This is a genomic window from Arthrobacter sp. TJ-58 (assembly GCF_058269295.1).
Genome location: NZ_JBZCNM010000006.1, coordinates 58,148 through 75,615, shown reverse-complemented (window position 1 = coordinate 75,615; position 17,468 = coordinate 58,148). Strand labels below are relative to the sequence as shown.

At 65.8% G+C, this 17,468-nt stretch carries 18 protein-coding genes; 1 reads left to right on the top strand and 17 read right to left on the bottom strand.

Annotation, left to right across the window (positions count from 1 at the left end; all coding sequences use genetic code 11):
* Positions 1-60: 60 nt before the first annotated feature.
* From rplI to AC4D2W_RS15530, 13 genes are all read right to left on the bottom strand, one after another.
* Positions 61-510 (bottom strand): 50S ribosomal protein L9, encoded by a 450-nt coding sequence (gene rplI / locus AC4D2W_RS15590; protein ID WP_400930271.1) that lies wholly within the window; start codon positions 508-510, stop codon positions 61-63.
* 18 nt (positions 511-528) lie between these two features.
* Positions 529-768 carry a 30S ribosomal protein S18 gene (gene rpsR / locus AC4D2W_RS15585; RefSeq protein WP_003800144.1) on the bottom strand — a complete coding sequence of 80 codons (240 nt, stop codon included), beginning with the start codon at positions 766-768 and terminating at the stop codon, positions 529-531.
* Between the two features lie 147 nt (positions 769-915).
* The gene (locus tag AC4D2W_RS15580) at positions 916-1,485 is read right to left on the bottom strand and encodes a single-stranded DNA-binding protein (RefSeq protein ID WP_400930267.1); all 570 of its coding nucleotides are present in this window, start codon (positions 1,483-1,485) and stop codon (positions 916-918) included.
* Between the two features lie 33 nt (positions 1,486-1,518).
* A complete protein-coding gene (gene rpsF / locus AC4D2W_RS15575) occupies positions 1,519-1,872 on the bottom strand; it encodes a 30S ribosomal protein S6 (RefSeq protein ID WP_490927820.1) in 354 nt (117 codons plus the stop codon).
* Between the two features lie 203 nt (positions 1,873-2,075).
* On the bottom strand, positions 2,076-3,350 hold the full coding sequence (locus AC4D2W_RS15570; RefSeq protein ID WP_490927819.1) for a M18 family aminopeptidase: 1,275 nt from the start codon (positions 3,348-3,350) through the stop codon (positions 2,076-2,078).
* Positions 3,351-3,524: 174 nt separating this feature from the next.
* Entirely contained in the window at positions 3,525-4,403 is an 879-nt protein-coding gene (locus AC4D2W_RS15565; RefSeq protein WP_490927818.1) for an ABC transporter permease, read from the bottom strand.
* Positions 4,400-5,374: an ABC transporter ATP-binding protein gene (locus tag AC4D2W_RS15560; RefSeq protein WP_490927817.1), complete on the bottom strand. Its 975-nt coding sequence runs from the start codon at positions 5,372-5,374 to the stop codon at positions 4,400-4,402. Before AC4D2W_RS15560 ends, AC4D2W_RS15565 begins: the two co-directional genes overlap by 4 nt.
* Positions 5,375-5,529: 155 nt before the next feature.
* A complete protein-coding gene (locus AC4D2W_RS15555) occupies positions 5,530-6,393 on the bottom strand; it encodes an ABC transporter permease (protein ID WP_490927816.1) in 864 nt (287 codons plus the stop codon).
* Positions 6,390-7,343 carry an ABC transporter ATP-binding protein gene (locus tag AC4D2W_RS15550; RefSeq protein WP_490927815.1) on the bottom strand — a complete coding sequence of 318 codons (954 nt, stop codon included), beginning with the start codon at positions 7,341-7,343 and terminating at the stop codon, positions 6,390-6,392. Before AC4D2W_RS15550 ends, AC4D2W_RS15555 begins: the two co-directional genes overlap by 4 nt.
* 28 nt (positions 7,344-7,371) lie before the next feature.
* A complete protein-coding gene (locus AC4D2W_RS15545; RefSeq protein ID WP_490927814.1) occupies positions 7,372-8,211 on the bottom strand; it encodes an ABC transporter permease in 840 nt (279 codons plus the stop codon).
* Complete coding sequence (locus AC4D2W_RS15540; protein WP_490927813.1) at positions 8,208-9,251, bottom strand: ATP-binding cassette domain-containing protein; 1,044 nt, start codon at positions 9,249-9,251, stop codon at positions 8,208-8,210. The genes AC4D2W_RS15545 and AC4D2W_RS15540 overlap by 4 nt, the downstream gene beginning before the upstream one ends.
* A 123-nt stretch (positions 9,252-9,374) precedes the next feature.
* Positions 9,375-10,601, bottom strand: a complete 1,227-nt coding sequence (locus tag AC4D2W_RS15535; RefSeq protein ID WP_490927812.1) for an MFS transporter — start codon at positions 10,599-10,601, stop codon at positions 9,375-9,377.
* A 14-nt stretch (positions 10,602-10,615) separates the two neighbouring features.
* Positions 10,616-12,298 carry an ABC-F family ATP-binding cassette domain-containing protein gene (locus tag AC4D2W_RS15530; RefSeq protein WP_490927811.1) on the bottom strand — a complete coding sequence of 561 codons (1,683 nt, stop codon included), beginning with the start codon at positions 12,296-12,298 and terminating at the stop codon, positions 10,616-10,618.
* 114 nt (positions 12,299-12,412) lie between these two features.
* Between AC4D2W_RS15530 and AC4D2W_RS15525 the strand changes: the two genes are divergently transcribed.
* Positions 12,413-12,733: a putative quinol monooxygenase gene (locus tag AC4D2W_RS15525; RefSeq protein WP_490927810.1), complete on the top strand. Its 321-nt coding sequence runs from the start codon at positions 12,413-12,415 to the stop codon at positions 12,731-12,733.
* A 35-nt stretch (positions 12,734-12,768) separates the two neighbouring features.
* On the opposite strand, the gene AC4D2W_RS15520 is transcribed toward AC4D2W_RS15525, so the two are convergent.
* The 4 genes from AC4D2W_RS15520 to AC4D2W_RS15505 all read right to left on the bottom strand — a co-directional run bounded on the left by AC4D2W_RS15520 (position 12,769) and on the right by AC4D2W_RS15505 (position 17,416).
* A complete protein-coding gene (locus AC4D2W_RS15520; RefSeq protein WP_490927809.1) occupies positions 12,769-13,038 on the bottom strand; it encodes a hypothetical protein in 270 nt (89 codons plus the stop codon).
* A gap of 80 nt (positions 13,039-13,118) precedes the next feature.
* The gene (locus tag AC4D2W_RS15515) at positions 13,119-14,420 is read right to left on the bottom strand and encodes a hypothetical protein (RefSeq protein ID WP_490927808.1); all 1,302 of its coding nucleotides are present in this window, start codon (positions 14,418-14,420) and stop codon (positions 13,119-13,121) included.
* Positions 14,421-14,513: 93 nt separating this feature from the next.
* Positions 14,514-15,959 carry a phytoene desaturase family protein gene (locus AC4D2W_RS15510; protein WP_490927807.1) on the bottom strand — a complete coding sequence of 482 codons (1,446 nt, stop codon included), beginning with the start codon at positions 15,957-15,959 and terminating at the stop codon, positions 14,514-14,516.
* On the bottom strand, positions 15,956-17,416 hold the full coding sequence (locus AC4D2W_RS15505) for a glycosyltransferase family 87 protein (RefSeq protein WP_490927806.1): 1,461 nt from the start codon (positions 17,414-17,416) through the stop codon (positions 15,956-15,958). The genes AC4D2W_RS15510 and AC4D2W_RS15505 overlap by 4 nt, the downstream gene beginning before the upstream one ends.
* Positions 17,417-17,468: the final 52 nt, after the last annotated feature.

The window sequence follows — 17,468 nt, the reverse complement described above, 5'->3', positions numbered from 1 at the left end:
CCCCGCCCGAAGGCGGGGGGCGCAGAAGCCAAACACGCGCTAAGGCGTGCCTGCGGCGTACTAGCTGGCTACGACGTTCAGGTCGATGACAGCAGCAACGTCGTCGTGCAGACGGACGTTGGCCTGGAAGGAACCAACCGACTTGATGTGAGTCGGCAGTTCAACCTTGCGCTTGTCGATGGCGCCGAGACCGGCAGCTTCGACAGCAGCGGCAACATCGGCGGGCTTGACGGTACCGAAGAGGCGTCCGGACTCGCCGGCCTTGACGGCCAGAGTGACCGGCTTGGCGGAGAGTGCAGCAGCCTGCTTCTGAGCATCTTCCAAGGAAGCGTGCTCGCGGGCAGCGCGGGCAGCCTTGATGGACTCAACCTGCTTCTCGCCACCCTTGGTCCAGGTCAGAGCGAAGCCGCGGGGCAGAAGGAAGTTACGTGCGTAACCGTCCTTTACCTCGATGACGTCGCCGGCAGCGCCGAGACCGGTTACTTCGTGGGTCAGAATGAGCTTTGCCATGAGTTAGGTTCCTTTCCTTTAGCCGCGGCCAGCGCCGGAGTACGGCAGGAGAGCAACTTCACGGGCATTCTTGATTGCCTGTGCAATTTTGCGCTGTTCCTGCACAGTTACGCCAGTTACGCGACGAGCGCGGATCTTTCCGCGGTCGGAAATGAACTTGCGCAGCAATGCTACGTCCTTGTAGTCGATGACAGTGATGTCAGCGGCCTTCAAGGGATTGGACTTTGGTTTGGGCTTGCGAAGTTCAGCCTTAGCCATCGTGGAGCTCCTTATGTCTAGTGGAGCCCGTGGATCATTCCACGGGATGGGCTCGACGGCGGGTGCCGTCTGAGGTTGCGCCCGAAGGCGCAGGGGGTGAAAAGCTGTGCGTTTCCCGTTGGGCAACGCACCGCTCTCCGGTCGAGCTTAGAAGGGCGGATCGTTGGAGTCCGGACCGTTGCCCCAACCGCCGGCGTTTCCGCCGCCTGCAGGAGCACCCCAGGGATCGTCAGCCGGTGCAGCCTGTGGCTGCTGCTGGCCGCCGCCCCATGCGGGGTTGGAATTGCCGCCGAAGCCGCTGTTTCCGGAGTTTCCGTTGTTGCCGCCAAAGCCGCCGCCACCGCCGCCGGAGCGCTGGGTGCGGGTGACCTTTGCGGAGGCGTACCGAAGCGAGGGACCGATCTCGTCGACCTCAAGCTCCATAACGGTGCGCTTTTCGCCTTCTTTGGTTTCATACGAACGCGACTTCAGGCGGCCCTGGCAAACAACACGCGTCCCCTTAGTCAGGGATTCGGCCACGTTCTCAGCGGCTTCGCGCCAGACAGATGCACGGAGGAACAGCGTTTCGCCGTCCTTCCAGTCATTTGACGTGCGGTCGAAGGTCCGCGGAGTCGAGGCAATGGTGAAGTTAGCCACTGCCGAACCTGACGGGGTGAACCGGAGTTCCGGATCATTCGTTAGGTTGCCGACGACGGTAATAGTTGTCTCGCCTGCCATGTTGCCTCCTGATTTCGGTTTGGTTTGCAGAAATTACTCTGCGGAAACCTTTGCAGCTTCAGCCTTTGCGGCCTTCTTGGCATCCTTCTTCGAGATCTTCTGCTCTTCCGGGCGGATGATCTTGGTGCGCATGATGGTCTCGTTAAGGCTCAGCTGGCGGTCAAGCTCAGCAGCAGCAGCAGGCGTCGCGGTGAAGTTAACCACTGCGTAGATGCCTTCAGCCTTCTTCTGGATTTCGTAGGCGAGGCGGCGACGGCCCCAGATGTCGACCTTCTCGATGGTTCCACCATCGTTGCGGACAACATTGAGGAACTTGTCGAGCGAAGGCTCGACTGTACGCTCTTCTACCTCGGGGTCGATGATAACCATCAGTTCATAAGCACGCATTTGTGAACCCACCTCCTTTGGGCTATACGGTCACGGCATTTCCGTAACAGGAGGTTCTTTTGCGTTGTCGTCCCGCCGACCCTGGAGGACCAGGGGGCAGGAAAAGCGTCGGGCAAGCCGACAGCACAGACTTAGCTAGTCTACCGGACCCGGACAGGTGGTTCTTACGCTCCCGCCCGGGTCCGGCATCCTGCGGCCGGCGGTTACTTGGTGAAGAAAACTTCACTCACCCGGGACAGGTGGAAGGGATCCTGAACGCCGGCCATCTCGCGGGCCGAGTGCATGGACAGCAGCGGAATGCCGACGTCGACCGTGCGGATGCCCAGCCGGGTGGCCGTCAGCGGGCCGATGGTGGAGCCGCACGGCATGGAGTTGTGGGACACGAACTCCTGGTACGGAATCCCGGCTTCCCGGCAGAGCCCGGCCCAGCGTGCTGCGCCGGGAGCGTCGGTGGTGTAGCGCTGGTTCGCATTGATTTTCAGCAGCGGGCCGCCATTGAGCACGGGGTGGTTGGCCGGATCATGGCGTTCAGAGTAATTGGGGTGGACCGCGTGGCCGGCGTCGGCGGAGATGCAGAAGGAAGCCGCGAAGGCCCGCTGCTTGTCCAGCTCGGACGCACCCAGACCGCCGGAAATCCGGTTGAGCACATCTTCCAGGAACGGGCCTGCGGCACCGGAACGGCTCCCGCTGCCCACTTCCTCATGATCGAAGGCAGCCAAAACGGCAATGGATCCGCCGGTTTTGCTTTCTGCTGCGGCAATCAGGGCCGCCAGTCCGGCATGGACCGATGACAGGTTGTCCAGGCGGCCCGAGGCAAAGAATTCATTCTCCGCCCCGAAAGTCCGCGGCTCCTGCGTGTCCGCGGCAACAATGTCATAACCGCCCACCTGGTCTGCCGTCAGTCCGGCGCGGGCGGCCAGCAGCTCCAGCAGATCAGCGGTTGAGGGATCCCCAAGTCCCCACACCGGATTCATGTGCTGCTGCTTGTCCAGTTTGAGGCCCTCATTCACGGCCCGGTCCAAATGGATGGCCAGCTGGGGGAACCGCATCAGCGGTCCGGTTTCCACCAGGTGTTCTTCACCGTCAAAGGTCACCAGCCGCCCGGCCAGCTGCAGTTCGCGGTCCAGCCACGAGTTCAGCAGGGGGCCGCCGTACACCTCCACGCCGGCCTGCAGCCAGCCGAGCCGTCCGGTGGTGGAACGGGGCTTGAGCTTGAAGGAGGGCGAATCCGTGTGGGAGCCCAGAATGGAGAACCCGGTTCCGGAACCGGCGCCTTCGGGAACGATCCACGCGATCAGGGCGCCGTCGCGCACCACCAGGTATTTTCCGGGCTCCGCCGGCCACTGAAGGCTTTCGTCCAGTTCGGTGAACCCGGCGGCAATGAGGCGGCGGGCGCCCTCACGTGCGGCATGGAAGCTGGAGGGGGAGGCGCTGACAAAAGCGCCAAGGTCATGGATGTGATCCGATGCATCAGACATGCTTCGATTCAACCAGAGCCGGGAGGCAGCGCGTAACAGTGACGCGAACCGTGGGTAAACCGGGTGCTTAAACACGAAAACTCCCCCCTGTGGAGGAGTTGGTGCCCTGCGAAGGATCCGGCCGGAGGCGGCGGCTGTTCATCCGCCGCCTCCGTCCCCCAACGGTTGTTGTCCCTAGACGTCGCGGCGTTTGGCCACAAGCAGGGAAATGATGAGCAGCCCCACGGCCCAGGCTGCCATCACCAGGCCGCCCTCCAGGGCGGTGAGCTGCCCGGCTTCATCGGCTGGAATCAACAGCATCCGGTCCCCGGCGTTGGTGGGCAGGAAGCGGGCGGCGTCGGGAATCCAGTCGGCCAGCCCCTGAATGAGGTTCACGATGATCACGGGAAAAACGAAGAACAGTCCGATGGCCGTCACCACGCCGCCTGCCGTATTGCGCAGGAGCGTGCCAATCGCCATCGAGATCACGGCAATGAACGCCAGATAGGTTCCGGTGTTCAGGATGGAGCGCAGCACGCCGTCTTCGGACAGGGCAAAGTCCAGGCTTTCCCCGGAGAGGATTGGCTGGGCGATGAAGTAGGAGATGAACGCCGCGCCGGCACCGAGGACAAAAGCGATGAGGGCAATGACCAGATTCTTCGCCAGCAGGGCCGGGATCCGGGTGGGAACAGCCACCATGGTGGACCGGATCATGCCGGTTCCCCACTCCGAGGCGATCAGGACAACCGCCAGTGAGGCGATGAGCAGCTGGCCGAAGATGTAACCGCTGGCAGGTGCGATGAGCGCCTGTTCGCGGAGCATGTCCAATCCGCCGCCCATTTGGGCCTGCATCTCCGGGGTTGCGTCCGCCATGAATTGGACCGATACCGCCAGCTGCCAGGCGTACAGGGCGCTGAGCCCCACCATGACGACGAGCGTGATGGCCAAAAGGATCACGGTGGAGGGCACGGTGGTGACCTTGATCCACTCCGAACGCAGGATGCGCGAGAAGCTCAGGCCCGAGCCGTCCCGGCTTCGGGCCGGAGCCGGTGTTGGTGCTGTCTGGGTGCTCATACTGACTTTCCTCCGCCGCTGATCAAAGTTGGCTCGGCTGCGGGCGCCGGTTCCTCCCGCTGCTCAATGCCGTGTGACTGGTATTCGACCTGGTCCCGGGTCAGCTCCATGTACGCCTCTTCCAGGGAGGTCTTGCGGGGAGTCAGCTCGTAGATCAGGATCTGCCGGGCCAGTGCGGCCTCGGCGATGCTGCGCGGCTCGGGGCCGGTGATTTCCAGGAGACCCGGTTCAAGCTGGGTGAAGGTGGTTGCACGGTTTTCGAGTTCCCGACGCAGTTCCTCCGGCTGGTCCGTCCGCACCAGCGTGCGGATTTTGTCCTGCCCGGCAATGACCTCGCTGATCGGCGCGTCGGCAATGATGCTGCCGCGGCCGATGATGATCAGGTGGTCCGCGGTGACAGCCATTTCGCTCATGAGGTGCGAGGACAGGAAGACGGTCCGCCCCTCAGCGGCGAGGCCCTTCGCCAGGTTGCGGACCCAGAGAACGCCTTCCGGGTCCAGGCCGTTGACGGGCTCGTCGAAAATCAGTGTCTGGGGGTCACCCAGAAGTGCGACGGCGATGCCCAGGCGCTGCCCCATGCCCAGGGAGAAGCCGCCCACCCGCCGTTTCGCCACCGGTCCCAGGCCGGTGAGTTCAATGACCTCGTTGACCCGTTTGTTCGAGATCCCGTGGGTGGCTGCCAGCGCGCGCAGGTGGTTGTAGGCCGTGCGCTTGGTGTGCACGGCCTTGGCATCCAGCAGTGCGCCGACTTCGTGCAGCGGCGCGCGGTGCTGCTGGTACGGCTTGCCGTTGACCGTCACGGCACCGGCCGAGGGGCGGTCCAGCCCCACGATCATGCGCATGGTGGTCGATTTGCCGGCGCCGTTGGGGCCCAGGAAGCCGGTGACCCTGCCGGGTTGGACGGTAAAGGAAACGTCGTTGACGGCGGTTTTGGGGCCGTAGCGTTTCGAGAGGCCGGATGCCTCGATCATGGTGATCCTCACGTTGGGGCGGATGGAAGCTGGGGGGCTCCTCTCACCCTATGGGAGTGAAACGCTGTCCGAACCGTTCGAAAGGATGATTTCGGCAACTTTCCAGGGATGAATCAGGGATAACCCGCAGTCAGCCGTGGACTCGGAGGCACGGCTCAGACGTCCCGTTTTTTCAGGAGAACGACGGCGGCCACCAGCAGCACCAGCGCCCAGCCGGCCAGGATGAGGCCCCCTTCCACCTGGTTGAACTGGTCCGGCTGGATCCTTGTAGCGACGAGTTGGGTGGCAGCACTGCTGGGCAGGAAACGGGCCGCGTCATCCACCCAGTCCGCGAGCCCGGACAGCAGGCTGGCAATGATCGGAAGGACAAACAGTGCGCCCACGAACGTCACCACTCCCCCGGCCGTGCTGCGCAGCAGGGCGCCGATGGCCACACCCATGACGGCGATCAGCGCCAGGACGGTTCCGGTGTTGATAATTGACGGCAGCACCCACTCGGCGTCCAATCCGAAGCCCAGATCCTGGCTGTCCAGTATCGGTTGCGCCACCAGGTAAGCGGCCAGAGCAGAGAAGACACCCACGACAAAGGACACAACGGCAATCACGAGGGTTTTGGCCAGAAGCGCAGGGGTCCGGGTGGGCACGGCCACCATGGTGGTGCGGATCATCCCGGTGGTGTACTCGCTGCCCATCAGCACCACGGCCAGGGCAGCGATCAGCAGCTGGCCGAAGGGCAGCCCGGAGGCCGGAATGTCGTAGGCGAGGCTCTGCGCTGAGGCGTCGAAGCCCCCGGGCGGACCGGCTGCCGGTTCGCTCACCAGCTGAACGGTGCCCCAGGCCACCAGCGCGGCCAGGCCAACCATCACCACAAATGTCACGGTCAGGAGGATCACGGTGGAGGACACGGTGACGGTTTTGATCCATTCCGAGTTCAGGACCCGGGGGAACGTGACCCGTCCGGTTTCCTGCCGGGGCGCCGGTGGGACGGGGGACGCAGAGGAAGCCGCGGAGGTACTCACGCTGTCCGTCCTTCCTGCGCCGGCAAGGATTCCGGCGGCTGGTTCATCGACTGGGACTGGTATTCCACTTCACCCCTGGTGAGCTCCATGTATGCGTCCTCCAGGGAGACCTTCTGCGGAGTGAGCTCGGTGATGAGGATGTCCCGGGAGTGCGCCGCTTCGGCAATCGTGCGGGTAGACAGGCCGACAATCTGCAGGACATCCCCGCCTGTCCTGTCCACGTCCACCCCGGGAGCGGCGACGGCGGCCGCCAGCGCCGCGACGTCGTCGGTACGGACCAGGACACGTTCCTGCTGGCTGCCCGCGAGGACCTGGTCAATCGGCGCGTCGGCAAGGATCCTGCCCCGGCCGATCACAATCAGGTGGTCCGCGGTCACCGCCATCTCGCTCATCAGATGTGAGGAAATGAAAACGGTGCGGCCCTCCGAGGCCAGGCCCCGGACGAGGTAACGCACCCACTTCACCCCCTCAGGGTCCAGGCCGTTGACCGGTTCGTCCAGGATCAGGGTCTGCGGATCCCCCAGCAGGGCCGCTGCAATGCCGAGCCGCTGGCCCATGCCCAGCGAAAACCCGCCCACCTTCTTCCGCGCCGCCGGTCCCAGGCCGGTGAGCTCAATGACTTCACGAACCCGGGCAGCAGAGATCCCTTCGGTGGCGCCGAGGGCCCGCAGGTGGTTGTAGGCCGTGCGCTTGGGGTGGACGGCCTTGGCCTCCAGCAGGGCGCCCACTTCATGCAGTGGCGTCCGGTGCCGGGCATACGGTTTTCCGTTGACCGTCACTGTTCCTGCGCTGGGGCGGTCCAGGCCCACGATCAGCCGCATGGTGGTGGATTTGCCGGCGCCGTTGGGGCCAAGAAAGCCGGTCACCCTTCCCGGCTGGACGGAAAAGGTAATGCCGTCGACGGCGGTCTTGTCACCAAAGCGCTTGGCGAGTTCATGTGCCTCAATCATTGCGTGTCCTCACAGGGAACGGACGGACCTACCTGGAGCTCACCGACGCGAACTTCCGCACGGCAAGGGGAACAAAGACCAGCAGCATCACCGCAGATCCGATCAGCACCGTAGCAATGGCGTGCTGCATGGGCCAGGTGTCGGGCACGGGCGTGGTGCCCAGGTTGCCGAATAGTTCCCGCACTGCCTGCACCAGGGCGGACACCGGGTTCCATTCCGCGAAGACGCGCAGCGGCCCCGGAAGCGTGGAACTCTGCACAAACGCGTTGGAGATGAAGGTGATGGGGAACAGGATGATGAAGGATGCGTTGTTGATCGTTTCCGGCGTCCGCACGCTCATGCCCAGCAGGGCCATCACCCAGCTGAAGGCGTAGGAGAAGAGCAGCAGCAGTCCAACGGCTGCCGCAAAGGAGGCAAAGTTGGTGGTGACCCGCCAGCCCACCAGCAGCCCGGTTCCCATCATGATCAGCATGGAGATGCCGTTGAGGGCGAGATCTGAATTGGTCCTCCCGATCAGCACCGCGGAGGGGCTCATGGGCAGGGTGCGGAATCTGTCGATGATTCCTTCCTTCAGGTCCTGCGCCATGGCGGCCCCGGAAAACGTGGATCCGAAGACCACCGTCTGGGCGAAAATGCCGGCCATCAGGTATTGGGTGTAGTCGGTGCCGGCCACGCTGATCGACCCGCCGTAGACCTGGCTGAACAGCAGCACGAACATGATGGGCTGCAGCACCGCGAAGACGATCATGTCCGGCGAGCGTTTGATCTTGATCAGGTTGCGTTTGGTGACGGTCCAGCCGTCGGCTGCCCAGTTGGCCGTGGTTGAGGTGCCGCGGCCGGCCGGAATACTTACTGCAGCGGCGCTCATCGGCGGGCTCCTTCCGTGCTCCGGGCGTCCTGGGACTCAGCTTCCTCCTCGGTGGGACGGCCGGTCAGCTGCAGGAACACATCATCAAGGGTGGGCCGGCGGATGCCCGCGTCATGCAGGTCAATATGCTCTGTCTGCAGGTCCGCGAGGATCAGCTGCAGGGACGCCGGGCCGTTCTGCACCGCTACTTCCAGGCTGCGGCCGTCATCGGCGGTATGGGGCGGCCCCGAGCCGTGCCGGGTCAGGATGCCGCGTGCGGTCTCGGCGTCGTTCCCGTCGATCAGCGCCACCGCAACACTGTGGCCGCCAATCCGGGACTTCAGCTGGTCTGAGGTGCCCTCGGCAATAACCGCACCATGGTCAATGACGGCTACGGTGTCCGCAAGCTGGTCTGCTTCCTCCAGATACTGGGTGGTCAGCAGCAGCGTGGTGCCGGCAGCCACCAGATCCTTGATGACCCCCCACAGGGCCAGGCGGCTGCGCGGATCCAGGCCCGTGGTGGGCTCGTCCAGAAACAGGACGCGGGGACTGTTGACGAGGGCGCCGGCCAGATCCAGCCGCCGGCGCATGCCGCCGGAATAGCCTTTGACGGGGCGGTTTCCCGCATCGGTGAGCTCAAACATGTCGATCAGCTCCGCGGCCCGCACGCGTGCCTGCCGGCCCGGCAGGTGGTAGAGGCGGCCCACCATCCGCAGGTTTTCCTGGCCGGTGAGGTTTTCATCCACCGCGGCGTACTGGCCGGAAACGCCGATAATCCGGCGGACATCCTTGGGAGCGGTTAGCACGTTGATGCCGTCGATCGTGAGGGTGCCGGCATCGGGCCTGATGAGTGTGGTGAGGACCTTGACGGCGGTGGTTTTCCCGGCGCCGTTGGGTCCCAGCAGCGCCATGACCATGCCTTCCGGAACGGAGATGTCCAGGCCGTCCAGGGCCCGGACCGGACCGGATTTGGAGTTGTAGACCTTGCTGACTCCCTCTGCCTGAATCAGGCCGGGGGCGGGGCCGGGCAGCCCCGATGAAGGGTTGGGGGAAGTGGACATCGTCCGAAGTTAGACCCTGCAGCCCGCCTCCGGAAGCCCCATTGCGGACAGATTTGGTCCGCTGGTTTCGGGGCGGAGGTTCGCCGCCCCCGAATCAGGGCGGCCCTGTGTCACGGCCCCGAATCAGGACCGTGCGTCCGAAGATTCCTTTTGTTCTGCGGCGGCGGGGGCAAAGATGATGGAGAGCAGCATGGCTGCGCCCACTACCAGCAGCGAGTTGCGGATCCCCCAGTGTTCGCCGAGAAAGCCGAGCACGGGAGGCCCGATGAAGAAGGCCGAGTAGCCGATGGTGGACACGACGGAGACCCGGGCTGCGGCGTGTGCCGGGTTCTCTCCGGCGGCGGACATGCCCATCGGGAAACCCAGCGCCGCACCGATGCCCCACAGCACTGCGCCAAGGGCGGCCAGCGCGAGGTTGGGCGCCAGGACAAAGAGCAGCAGACCCACCAGGGACGCGCCCATGCACATCCGCAGCGCCGGCACGCGGCCCATCCGGTCGATCAGCCGGGCGCCGAACCAGCGGGTGAGGGTCATCGCGGCAACAAAAACAGCGAACATCACGGCGCCGGTGGACTCGCTGGTTCCCAGTCCGTCAACCGTCGCCTTGGCAACCCAGTCGTTGGCGGCCCCCTCGGTCAGGGCGGCGCCCAGGACGACGACGCCGATCAGCAGCGTGCGTCCCTCTTTCCAGGCGCCGAAGCGGGACGGCGCCACCCGCGCGCCGGTGGAGTCCGTGCCGTGCTCAGCGTGGGAAACCTGCAGGAAGTTGCGCGGCACAATCAGCACCGCAACGCAGACCACGGTCAGGATGGCCAGCAGATGCAGGGACAGGGAGACGCCCAGGGCGGACAGGCCGGCGCCGATCAGGGCGCCCACAAAGGAACCCCCGGAGAAGGCGCCGTGGAATTTGGGCATGATGGTGCGCCCCAGCTGCCGTTCCACGTCCGCACCTTCAAGGTTCATGGCAACGTCCCAGCCGGCGATCCCCACACCGAAGATCAGCAGGCCGGCGGCGGTCAGCGGAATGGAGCCGGTGTACAGGCCGGCGGCGATGATCAGGGACGCGGCCGACGTCGTAATTCCGCCGGCGCGCACGGTGCCGGCGGTGCCGATCCGCTGGGCCACCGAGCCGGCCAGCGGCAGCGCGAGCACCGAGCCGACGGCGGAGAACAGCAGCAGCAGGCCAACGCCCGCGGCACCGATGCCGAGGTCCTGGGCGGCGGCCGGGATACGGGCCGCCCAGCTGGCGAAGACCAGGCCGTTGAGGCCGAACACTACGAAAACGGCAATGAGTGCCTTGTTGAGGACGGTGTCTTTTCGGGCAGTGTCAGTGGGGTTCTTTTCGGTCACGGCAATATTGTCCCCTACCGCGCGCGGACCACTCGTTTTTCGTCCCAGACCGGGGTCTCGGATTCGTAGACCAAGCCGTCGGAGCCGAACACCAGGAACCGGTCAAAGCTGCGGGCAAACCAGCGGTCATGGGTGACGGCCAGGACGGTGCCTTCAAAGGCGTCGATCGCCTTTTCCAGTGCTTCGGCTGAGTGCAGGTCCAGGTTGTCGGTCGGTTCATCCAGCAGCAGCAGCGTGGCGCCGGAGAGTTCCAGCAGGAGGATCTGCAGCCGGGCCTGCTGCCCGCCGGAGAGTGAGTCGTACTTTTGCTCGGAGGACGCGGCCAGGCCGTAGCGGTCCAGTGCTCCGGCGGCGGCTTCACGGCCCAGTCCGGAGCGGTGCTCGTCACCGCGGTGCAGGATGTCCAGCAGGGTTTTGCCGAGCAGGTCCGGGCGCATCATGGTCTGGGCGAAGAATCCCGGCCGGATGCGGGCACCAAGTTTGACGGAGCCCTCATGCGGAACCGGAGCAATCTCCACCTCGGAGACCGGCTCATGTTCCCGGTCAGGATCGGTGCCGCCCAGGGCCAGCAGGCGCAGGAAGTGGGATTTTCCGGAGCCGTTGGAGCCCAGCACGCCCACCCGGTCGCCAAACCAGATTTCGGTGCTGAACGGCTTCATCAGCCCCGTCAGCTCCAGTTTCTGGGCAACCACGGCACGCTTGGCGGTGCGGCCGCCGCGCAGCCGCATCTTGACGTTCTGCTCTATGGGCAGCGCCTCGGGCGGTCCGGCTTCGAGGAACTTGGCCAGCCGCGTCTGCGCGGCCTGGTAGCGGTTGGCCATGTCGGAACGGAACGCCGCCTTGTTCTTGTACATGTTGACGAGTTCCTTGAGCTTCAGGTGCTCCTCGTCCCAGCGCCGGCGCAGTTCCTCGAACCGGGCATTGCGGTCCTCGCGTGCCGTGACGTAGCTGCTGAAGCTGCCGCCGTGGATCCAGGCGGAAGCGCCGTTGATGCCCGGTTCCAGGGTGACGATGCGGGTGGCGGCGTTGTCGAGCAGCTCACGGTCGTGGCTGACGAACAGGACGGACTTCCTGGACTCGGCCAGTTTGGCTTCAAGCCAGCGCTTGCCGGGAACATCCAGGTAGTTGTCCGGTTCGTCCAGCAGCAGCAGTTCATCGGGGCCGGAGAACAGGGCTTCCAGGACCAGGCGTTTCTGCTCGCCGCCGGAGAGGGTGGAGGCCTTGCGGTACTGGGCACGGTCAAAGGGCATGCCCAGGGCCGCCATGGTGACCTCGTCCCAGACGGTTTCCTGCTCGTAGCCGCCGGCATCTCCCCAGTCCGCAATCGCCGTGGCGTAACGCATCTGGGTGGGTTCGTCGTCGTGCTCCATCATGGCCAGCTCGGCGTCATCCACGGCCTTCGCAGCGGCGGCGAGCGCGGGCGGGGCGGCGGAAACCAGCAGGTCCCGGACCGTGCTGTCATCGCGGACCTGGCCCACAAACTGGCGCATGATCCCCATGGACCCGGATTTGGACACCGTGCCCTCATCGGCCTTGATGTCCTCGGCAATGATGCGCAGCAGCGTGGTCTTTCCGGTGCCGTTGGGGCCGATCAGGGCGGTCTTGTGCCCGTCCCCCACCTTGAAGCTGACGCCGTTGAGCAGCTGCCGGCCGTCGGACAGGAAATAGTCAATGTTGGATACGTCGAGGTGTGCCACGCATCCATCCTCCCATCCGCCGGGATGGACAGCCGCCGCATTGACGTGCCTACGATGAAGGCCGCGCGTCCCCGCCCGGGACGTCAGCCGGAAACACGCCGCTAAGGAGCGAAAATGATCTTCATTACCGTCAAGTTCAACGTCAAGCCCGAATGGGTGGAGCGCTGGCCGGAACTGACCGCCGATTTCACTGCAGCCACGCGCGCAGAGCCCGGCAACCTGTGGTTCGACTGGTCCCGCAGCCTGGAAAACCCCAACGAATTTGTCCTGGTTGAGGCCTTCCAGGACGACGCCGCAGAGGCCCATGTGGGCAGCGACCACTTCCAGCAGGCCATGAAGGACATGGTTCAGGCACTGGTGGAAACTCCGAAGATCATCAACACGGTCATCGACGGCGAAGACTGGTCCCGCATGGGTGAACTCACGGTCGAATAGAGCCCGCCGCCCAGCTGCCCGGAACGGCGGCTGGGCTATTTGGTATCCAGCGTGTAGCCGGCCCGGGTCAGGATCTTCCGCAGGTCCACGACGGTCTGCTCGTCGATGTCCTTGCCCCGGGGCGGCTCCAAATAATCCGTCTGCCCCGCAATGGTCACCTCGTACTTGCCGTTGTGCTCGCGCGTGGTGTCGGCCACTGCTTCCAGCAGGGACACCACCCTCTTCCACTCAATGTTGGAGCTGGTGGGATGACGCAGGATCTGCTCCAGCGTGTCCCTGTGGTGGTTGTTCAGGTGCTCGGTCATCAGCACACCTCCTGCTTCCAGTTCGCCATGCCGGAGCTCCGGGCGCAAGGGGAGCCGGGCTCCCGCCGCCCGCAGTACCCCTACTTCGGAGTGTTGCCGGTGAGGAAGTTACTGATCCGCTGCGGCACCAGATGTGCCACCTGCGGCGCCAGGATCCGGGCGCCCAGCTCGATCACTGCTCCCCAGGCGGCCAGCACCAGGAACGTCCACCATGCCGGTCCCAGGGTTCCGATTCCCGGACCAAGACCGTCGCTGCCGCCGGTTCCGGCCCGGCCCGCGGCCACGAGGCTCAGCAGGGCGACGGCGGCGCCGACGAGGCCGAAGGCCACCGGCAGGCTCAGCCACGAGGTGCGGCGGGCCGGGGAGGCTTGCTGGGCCAGGTACCAGGCCAGTGCTGCCGCCGCTGCCAGCAGCACTCCCAGAACTCCGGCTGCTGCACTGGCCCAGACCGGCAGATCAGCTACGGAGGCCGGGATCTGCCCGTCTCCGGGCAGATCCCGGTTAGCCACGGTGGACAGGTGGCCGGCCGCGTACGCCCAGGCCGACGCCGTCGGCAGCCACAGCGGAGCGGCGAAGGTCACTGCCACTCCGCCGCGAATCAGGGCGGTGGTCAGCAGGATCGCTCCGGCCGCTGCTGTGTAGAACAGGTAATGGCCGCCGGCCAGGCGAAGGGCCGCGCGGAGTTCCGGCAGGGCGCGCTCCGCCCGGATGAACCACTGCAGCGGTGTGCCGGACTCTTTTTTGCGTCCCGCCCAGCTGGCACCGGTTCCCAGCAGCACCGCCCCGGCCACGAGGCTCGGCGAGGCCGCGGTCAGGAACACGGCACCAATGTCGGTTTCCGAACGCTGGGAAAACAGCAGGCTCAATGTCACGGAGAAGGCGGCCAGCACCAGACCGGTCACCCCCGCGTACAGCCACCGCGTGCCATCGGATTCAAGTGGCTGCCTGCGCTCGGCACGCCGGCCCTGGCGCCACAGTGTGAGCACCGCAACCCCTGTCAGCAGCAGCGGCAGCGCACCGGTCCAGACACTCACCAGCGGGCCGGCAGCCGAGTACACGGCTGAGGAGACCGTCAGGACCGTTGTGCCGCCCAGCGCCATTGACGCCAGGAAAAACGGATAGATCAGCAGCGCCGAGGGACCGTCAAGCCGGGCACCCACGTTGGAGGCGGAATCAGTCATGGCGTCCAGGGCACCGGTGCCGCCCAGGAAGAATCCAAGGACCAGCAGCGCCATGGTGACGAGCGCGGCTCCCAGGGTCAGGGAATACGCAATGAGTGCCGCCCGCACCGCCAGCCACCACTGCGGGTCCCGGCGTCCGGACCCGACGGGCGGAACAAGGGTGTCGGGGTTTCCCGGCATCCCGCCGTCCTGGTTATGCATTCCATTCCCCCTGCAAAGCGTGAGCGGCGTTGCGCCGGATTCAAACATACAAGCTTACGGCGCCGCCCTCCCGCCGGACTGCTCCCCCGGGGGCTAGTTTCCGGTCCCCAGGTCCGGCAGCGGAAGTCCGTGCTCCCGCCGCAAAGCCAGCTCCGCGGCATGGAATCCGCCCATCCCGTGGACACCGGGTCCCGGCGGCGTGGATGCCGAGCACAGGTAGACCCCCGGCAGCGGGGTTTGCCACGGGTTCAGGGCGAGAACAGGCCGGGCCGCCATCTGCCACAGGTTGACGGCGCCGCCGCCAAAGTCACCGCCCACATAGTTTTCGTTGTACCGCTCCAGATCCGCCGCCGTTGTGGCCTGCGAGCGGACGACGACGTCGCGGAAGCCGGGCGCGAAGCGTTCGATCTGTGCGGTGACGGCTTCGGTCATGTCCACGGTGGAACCGGCGGGAACGTGGCAGTAGGTCCACAGGATGTGCCGGCCGGCCGGGGCGCGGGAGGAATCAAAGCTGCTGGGCTGGGACAGGAGAACATAGGGCTTTGCAGGATGCCGTCCGGCCGCCACCCGCGCTTCGGCTTCAGCCAGTTCGGCACGCCGTCCCCCCAGGTGGACGGTTCCTGAGCGGTGCACCTCATCGTTTGCCCAGGGAACGGGCCCCGAGAGGATGAAATCCACCTTGCAGGCTGCGTTTCCGTAGCGGAACCGTTCCAGGGAGCGTGCGTAGCGGCCAGGCAGCCGCGGTCCGGCAAGTTCCAGCAGGGTCTTCGGAGAAACATCGAGCAGCACCGTCCTGGAGCTGCTGACCTCGTCCAGGGAGGACACCCGGTGGCCGGTGACCACCTCTCCCCCGTGCGCCTGCAGGTCCTGGACCATGGCGTCGGCGATGGCCTGCGAACCGCCGTCGGGCACGGGCCAGCCCACCGTGTGGGCCAGCAGCGACAGGAGCAGGCCGCCGCCGGCGGAGGGGAGCGACGGCATGCGGCCCACCGGGTGGGCCGCCACACCAGTGAGCAGCGCGGGTGCCTTGTCCGTGGAGAACCGCCGGTTCCACAGCACGGTGCCCTGGTCCAGGGCGGCACGCCCGAAGGCCAGCGCGGCTGCGGGTTTGCGGTAGCCGCGGAACAGCGGGGACATAAGGAATTCCGTGATGTCCTCGCTGCGCTGCACCAGCGGCTGCATCAGGGAACGGAACGCCGGGCCGTCCGCGCCAAGACCCGCCACGGTGCGCTCCAGGTCCCGATACGCCAGGCCGGCATCGCCGCCGTCCAGCGGATGCGCGTAGGAGATCTCCGGCACGGTGAGCCGAATCCGGCCGGCCAGGTCAAAGCGGCGGAAGAACGGCGAAGCCAGGGCCATGGGATGCACGGCGGAGCAGACGTCGTAGCGGTGGCCGGGTTCCAGAAGTTCCTTCGTCCGGCTGCCGCCGCCCGCGGTGGCTCCCGCTTCAAACACCCGCACCGACAATCCGGCGCGGGCCATGATCACGGCGGCCGCCAGTCCGTTGGGGCCGGCGCCTACTACTGACACATCCGTCACGGGGTTCCTGCTTCCTCTGCCGGGGTCCGGATAGCCGCCGGTTGTCGGGCTTTGCGGCCCAGCCGGAACCGGTCCGGCGCGTGGTCGAAGGGACCGCCCTGGGGATCATCGACGTCGAGCCGGCGCACCGGATCATCTGCCGGATCGAGGATATCGCGGACCACCCACACCATCAGCCAGGCAGTGGCAAGCCAGTGCCCGGCCACTGCCCACACATAGTAGGCCGCATCAATGTTGCTGCGTTCGGGTCCGCCGGAAGTGACGGCACCCAGATACATCCAGATTGCCCACCAGTGCAGCACTTCAAAGAACTGCCAGATCAGGAAATCCCGCCACCGCGGCCGTGCGAGCGCCGCCAGCGGGATCAGCCACAGCACAAATTGCGGGGAGTACACCTTGTTGGTCAGGATAAAGGCCGCCACGATCAGGAAGGCCAGCTGCGCCAGCCGGGGGCGGCGCGGTGCGGCAAGCCCCAGCAGGGCAATGCCGGCGCAGGCAGCGGCGAACAGGACGTACGCCCAGAAATTGATGAACCGCGGATCCGCTTCCGCCTGTCCCCAGCTCCCGGCGAGCAGGTTCCAGGCAAACCACACCGAGGAGTATCCGGCCGGACGTTCGCCGGTGTAGGTGAGGAAGTACTTCCAGCCGGTGAAGTCGGAAACCATGAACGGCACGTTCACCGCGAGCCACGCGGCCGCGGCCGCTCCCGCTGTCTGGACCACCGGGCGCAGCCGCAGGGTCCGCAGGCCAAGGACCAGGATGGCACCCAAAATCAGGACCGGGTACAGCTTGAGCGCGGTGCCCAGTCCCAGAAGCACGCCCGCGAGCACCGGACGGTTGCGGGCAAAGGCCAGCATGCCCAGGGCGGCCAGGAGCACCGCCCATATGTCCCAGTTGATGAAGACCGAAAGGACCATGGCCGGTGCCAGGGCAACCATGGCTGCGTCCCAGGGCCGGCGGTTGGCCATCCGCATGGTGGCCGTGACCGTGGCGGCCCAGGCCAGGACTGCCAGCACCGCATTGATGTCGAAATAGGCCAGGGCCCGGTCCGCAGATGCGCCGCCCGGCACCAGCAGGGCTGTGGCCCCGGCCAGCAGGCCCAGCAGCACCGGGTACTCAAAACTGGATCCCGGGGTCAGGAAGGGAAAGATTCCCGCGGCCAGGCCGCGGGAATCAAACAGGACCGGCCAGTCCGAATAGCAGGCCTGGTAGAAGTGATCCGGGGAGGTCCAGCCGCCAACGCGGCAGGGAGTCTTGATCAGCACGGCCAGCAGTGCGGCGGCGGTGGTCAGCAGGATCAGGACCCGTTCCACGGTGAAGAACCCGGGCGTCACGATTCCGGGCGCGGTGTACCGTCCCAGCGGTCCCCCGACGGCTTCGGTGAGGTTCCTCAGGAGTGGATCGTTGCGGCTGGGCACCACTATCCGCAGCGGCTGACGTCGGGGCTTGGGCTCCATGGTTACCAGTATGACCGCCGGCACGGCGGGCTTCGAAGACCGGATACAGGTC

Bases quoted from the DNA above. Each gene is read 5' to 3' on its own strand.
- rplI (WP_400930271.1), bottom strand. From the start codon at position 510: ATGGCAAAGCTCATTCTGACCCACGAAGTAACCGGTCTCGGCGCTGCC.
- rpsR (WP_003800144.1), bottom strand. From the start codon at position 768: ATGGCTAAGGCTGAACTTCGCAAGCCCAAACCAAAGTCCAATCCCTTG.
- AC4D2W_RS15580 (WP_400930267.1), bottom strand. From the start codon at position 1,485: ATGGCAGGCGAGACAACTATTACCGTCGTCGGCAACCTAACGAATGAT.
- rpsF (WP_490927820.1), bottom strand. From the start codon at position 1,872: ATGCGTGCTTATGAACTGATGGTTATCATCGACCCCGAGGTAGAAGAG.
- AC4D2W_RS15570 (WP_490927819.1), bottom strand. From the start codon at position 3,350: ATGTCTGATGCATCGGATCACATCCATGACCTTGGCGCTTTTGTCAGC.
- AC4D2W_RS15565 (WP_490927818.1), bottom strand. From the start codon at position 4,403: ATGAGCACCCAGACAGCACCAACACCGGCTCCGGCCCGAAGCCGGGAC.
- AC4D2W_RS15560 (WP_490927817.1), bottom strand. From the start codon at position 5,374: ATGATCGAGGCATCCGGCCTCTCGAAACGCTACGGCCCCAAAACCGCC.
- AC4D2W_RS15550 (WP_490927815.1), bottom strand. From the start codon at position 7,343: ATGATTGAGGCACATGAACTCGCCAAGCGCTTTGGTGACAAGACCGCC.
- AC4D2W_RS15545 (WP_490927814.1), bottom strand. From the start codon at position 8,211: ATGAGCGCCGCTGCAGTAAGTATTCCGGCCGGCCGCGGCACCTCAACC.
- AC4D2W_RS15540 (WP_490927813.1), bottom strand. From the start codon at position 9,251: ATGTCCACTTCCCCCAACCCTTCATCGGGGCTGCCCGGCCCCGCCCCC.
- AC4D2W_RS15525 (WP_490927810.1), top strand. From the start codon at position 12,413: ATGATCTTCATTACCGTCAAGTTCAACGTCAAGCCCGAATGGGTGGAG.
- AC4D2W_RS15520 (WP_490927809.1), bottom strand. From the start codon at position 13,038: ATGACCGAGCACCTGAACAACCACCACAGGGACACGCTGGAGCAGATC.
- AC4D2W_RS15515 (WP_490927808.1), bottom strand. From the start codon at position 14,420: ATGCATAACCAGGACGGCGGGATGCCGGGAAACCCCGACACCCTTGTT.
- AC4D2W_RS15505 (WP_490927806.1), bottom strand. From the start codon at position 17,416: ATGGAGCCCAAGCCCCGACGTCAGCCGCTGCGGATAGTGGTGCCCAGC.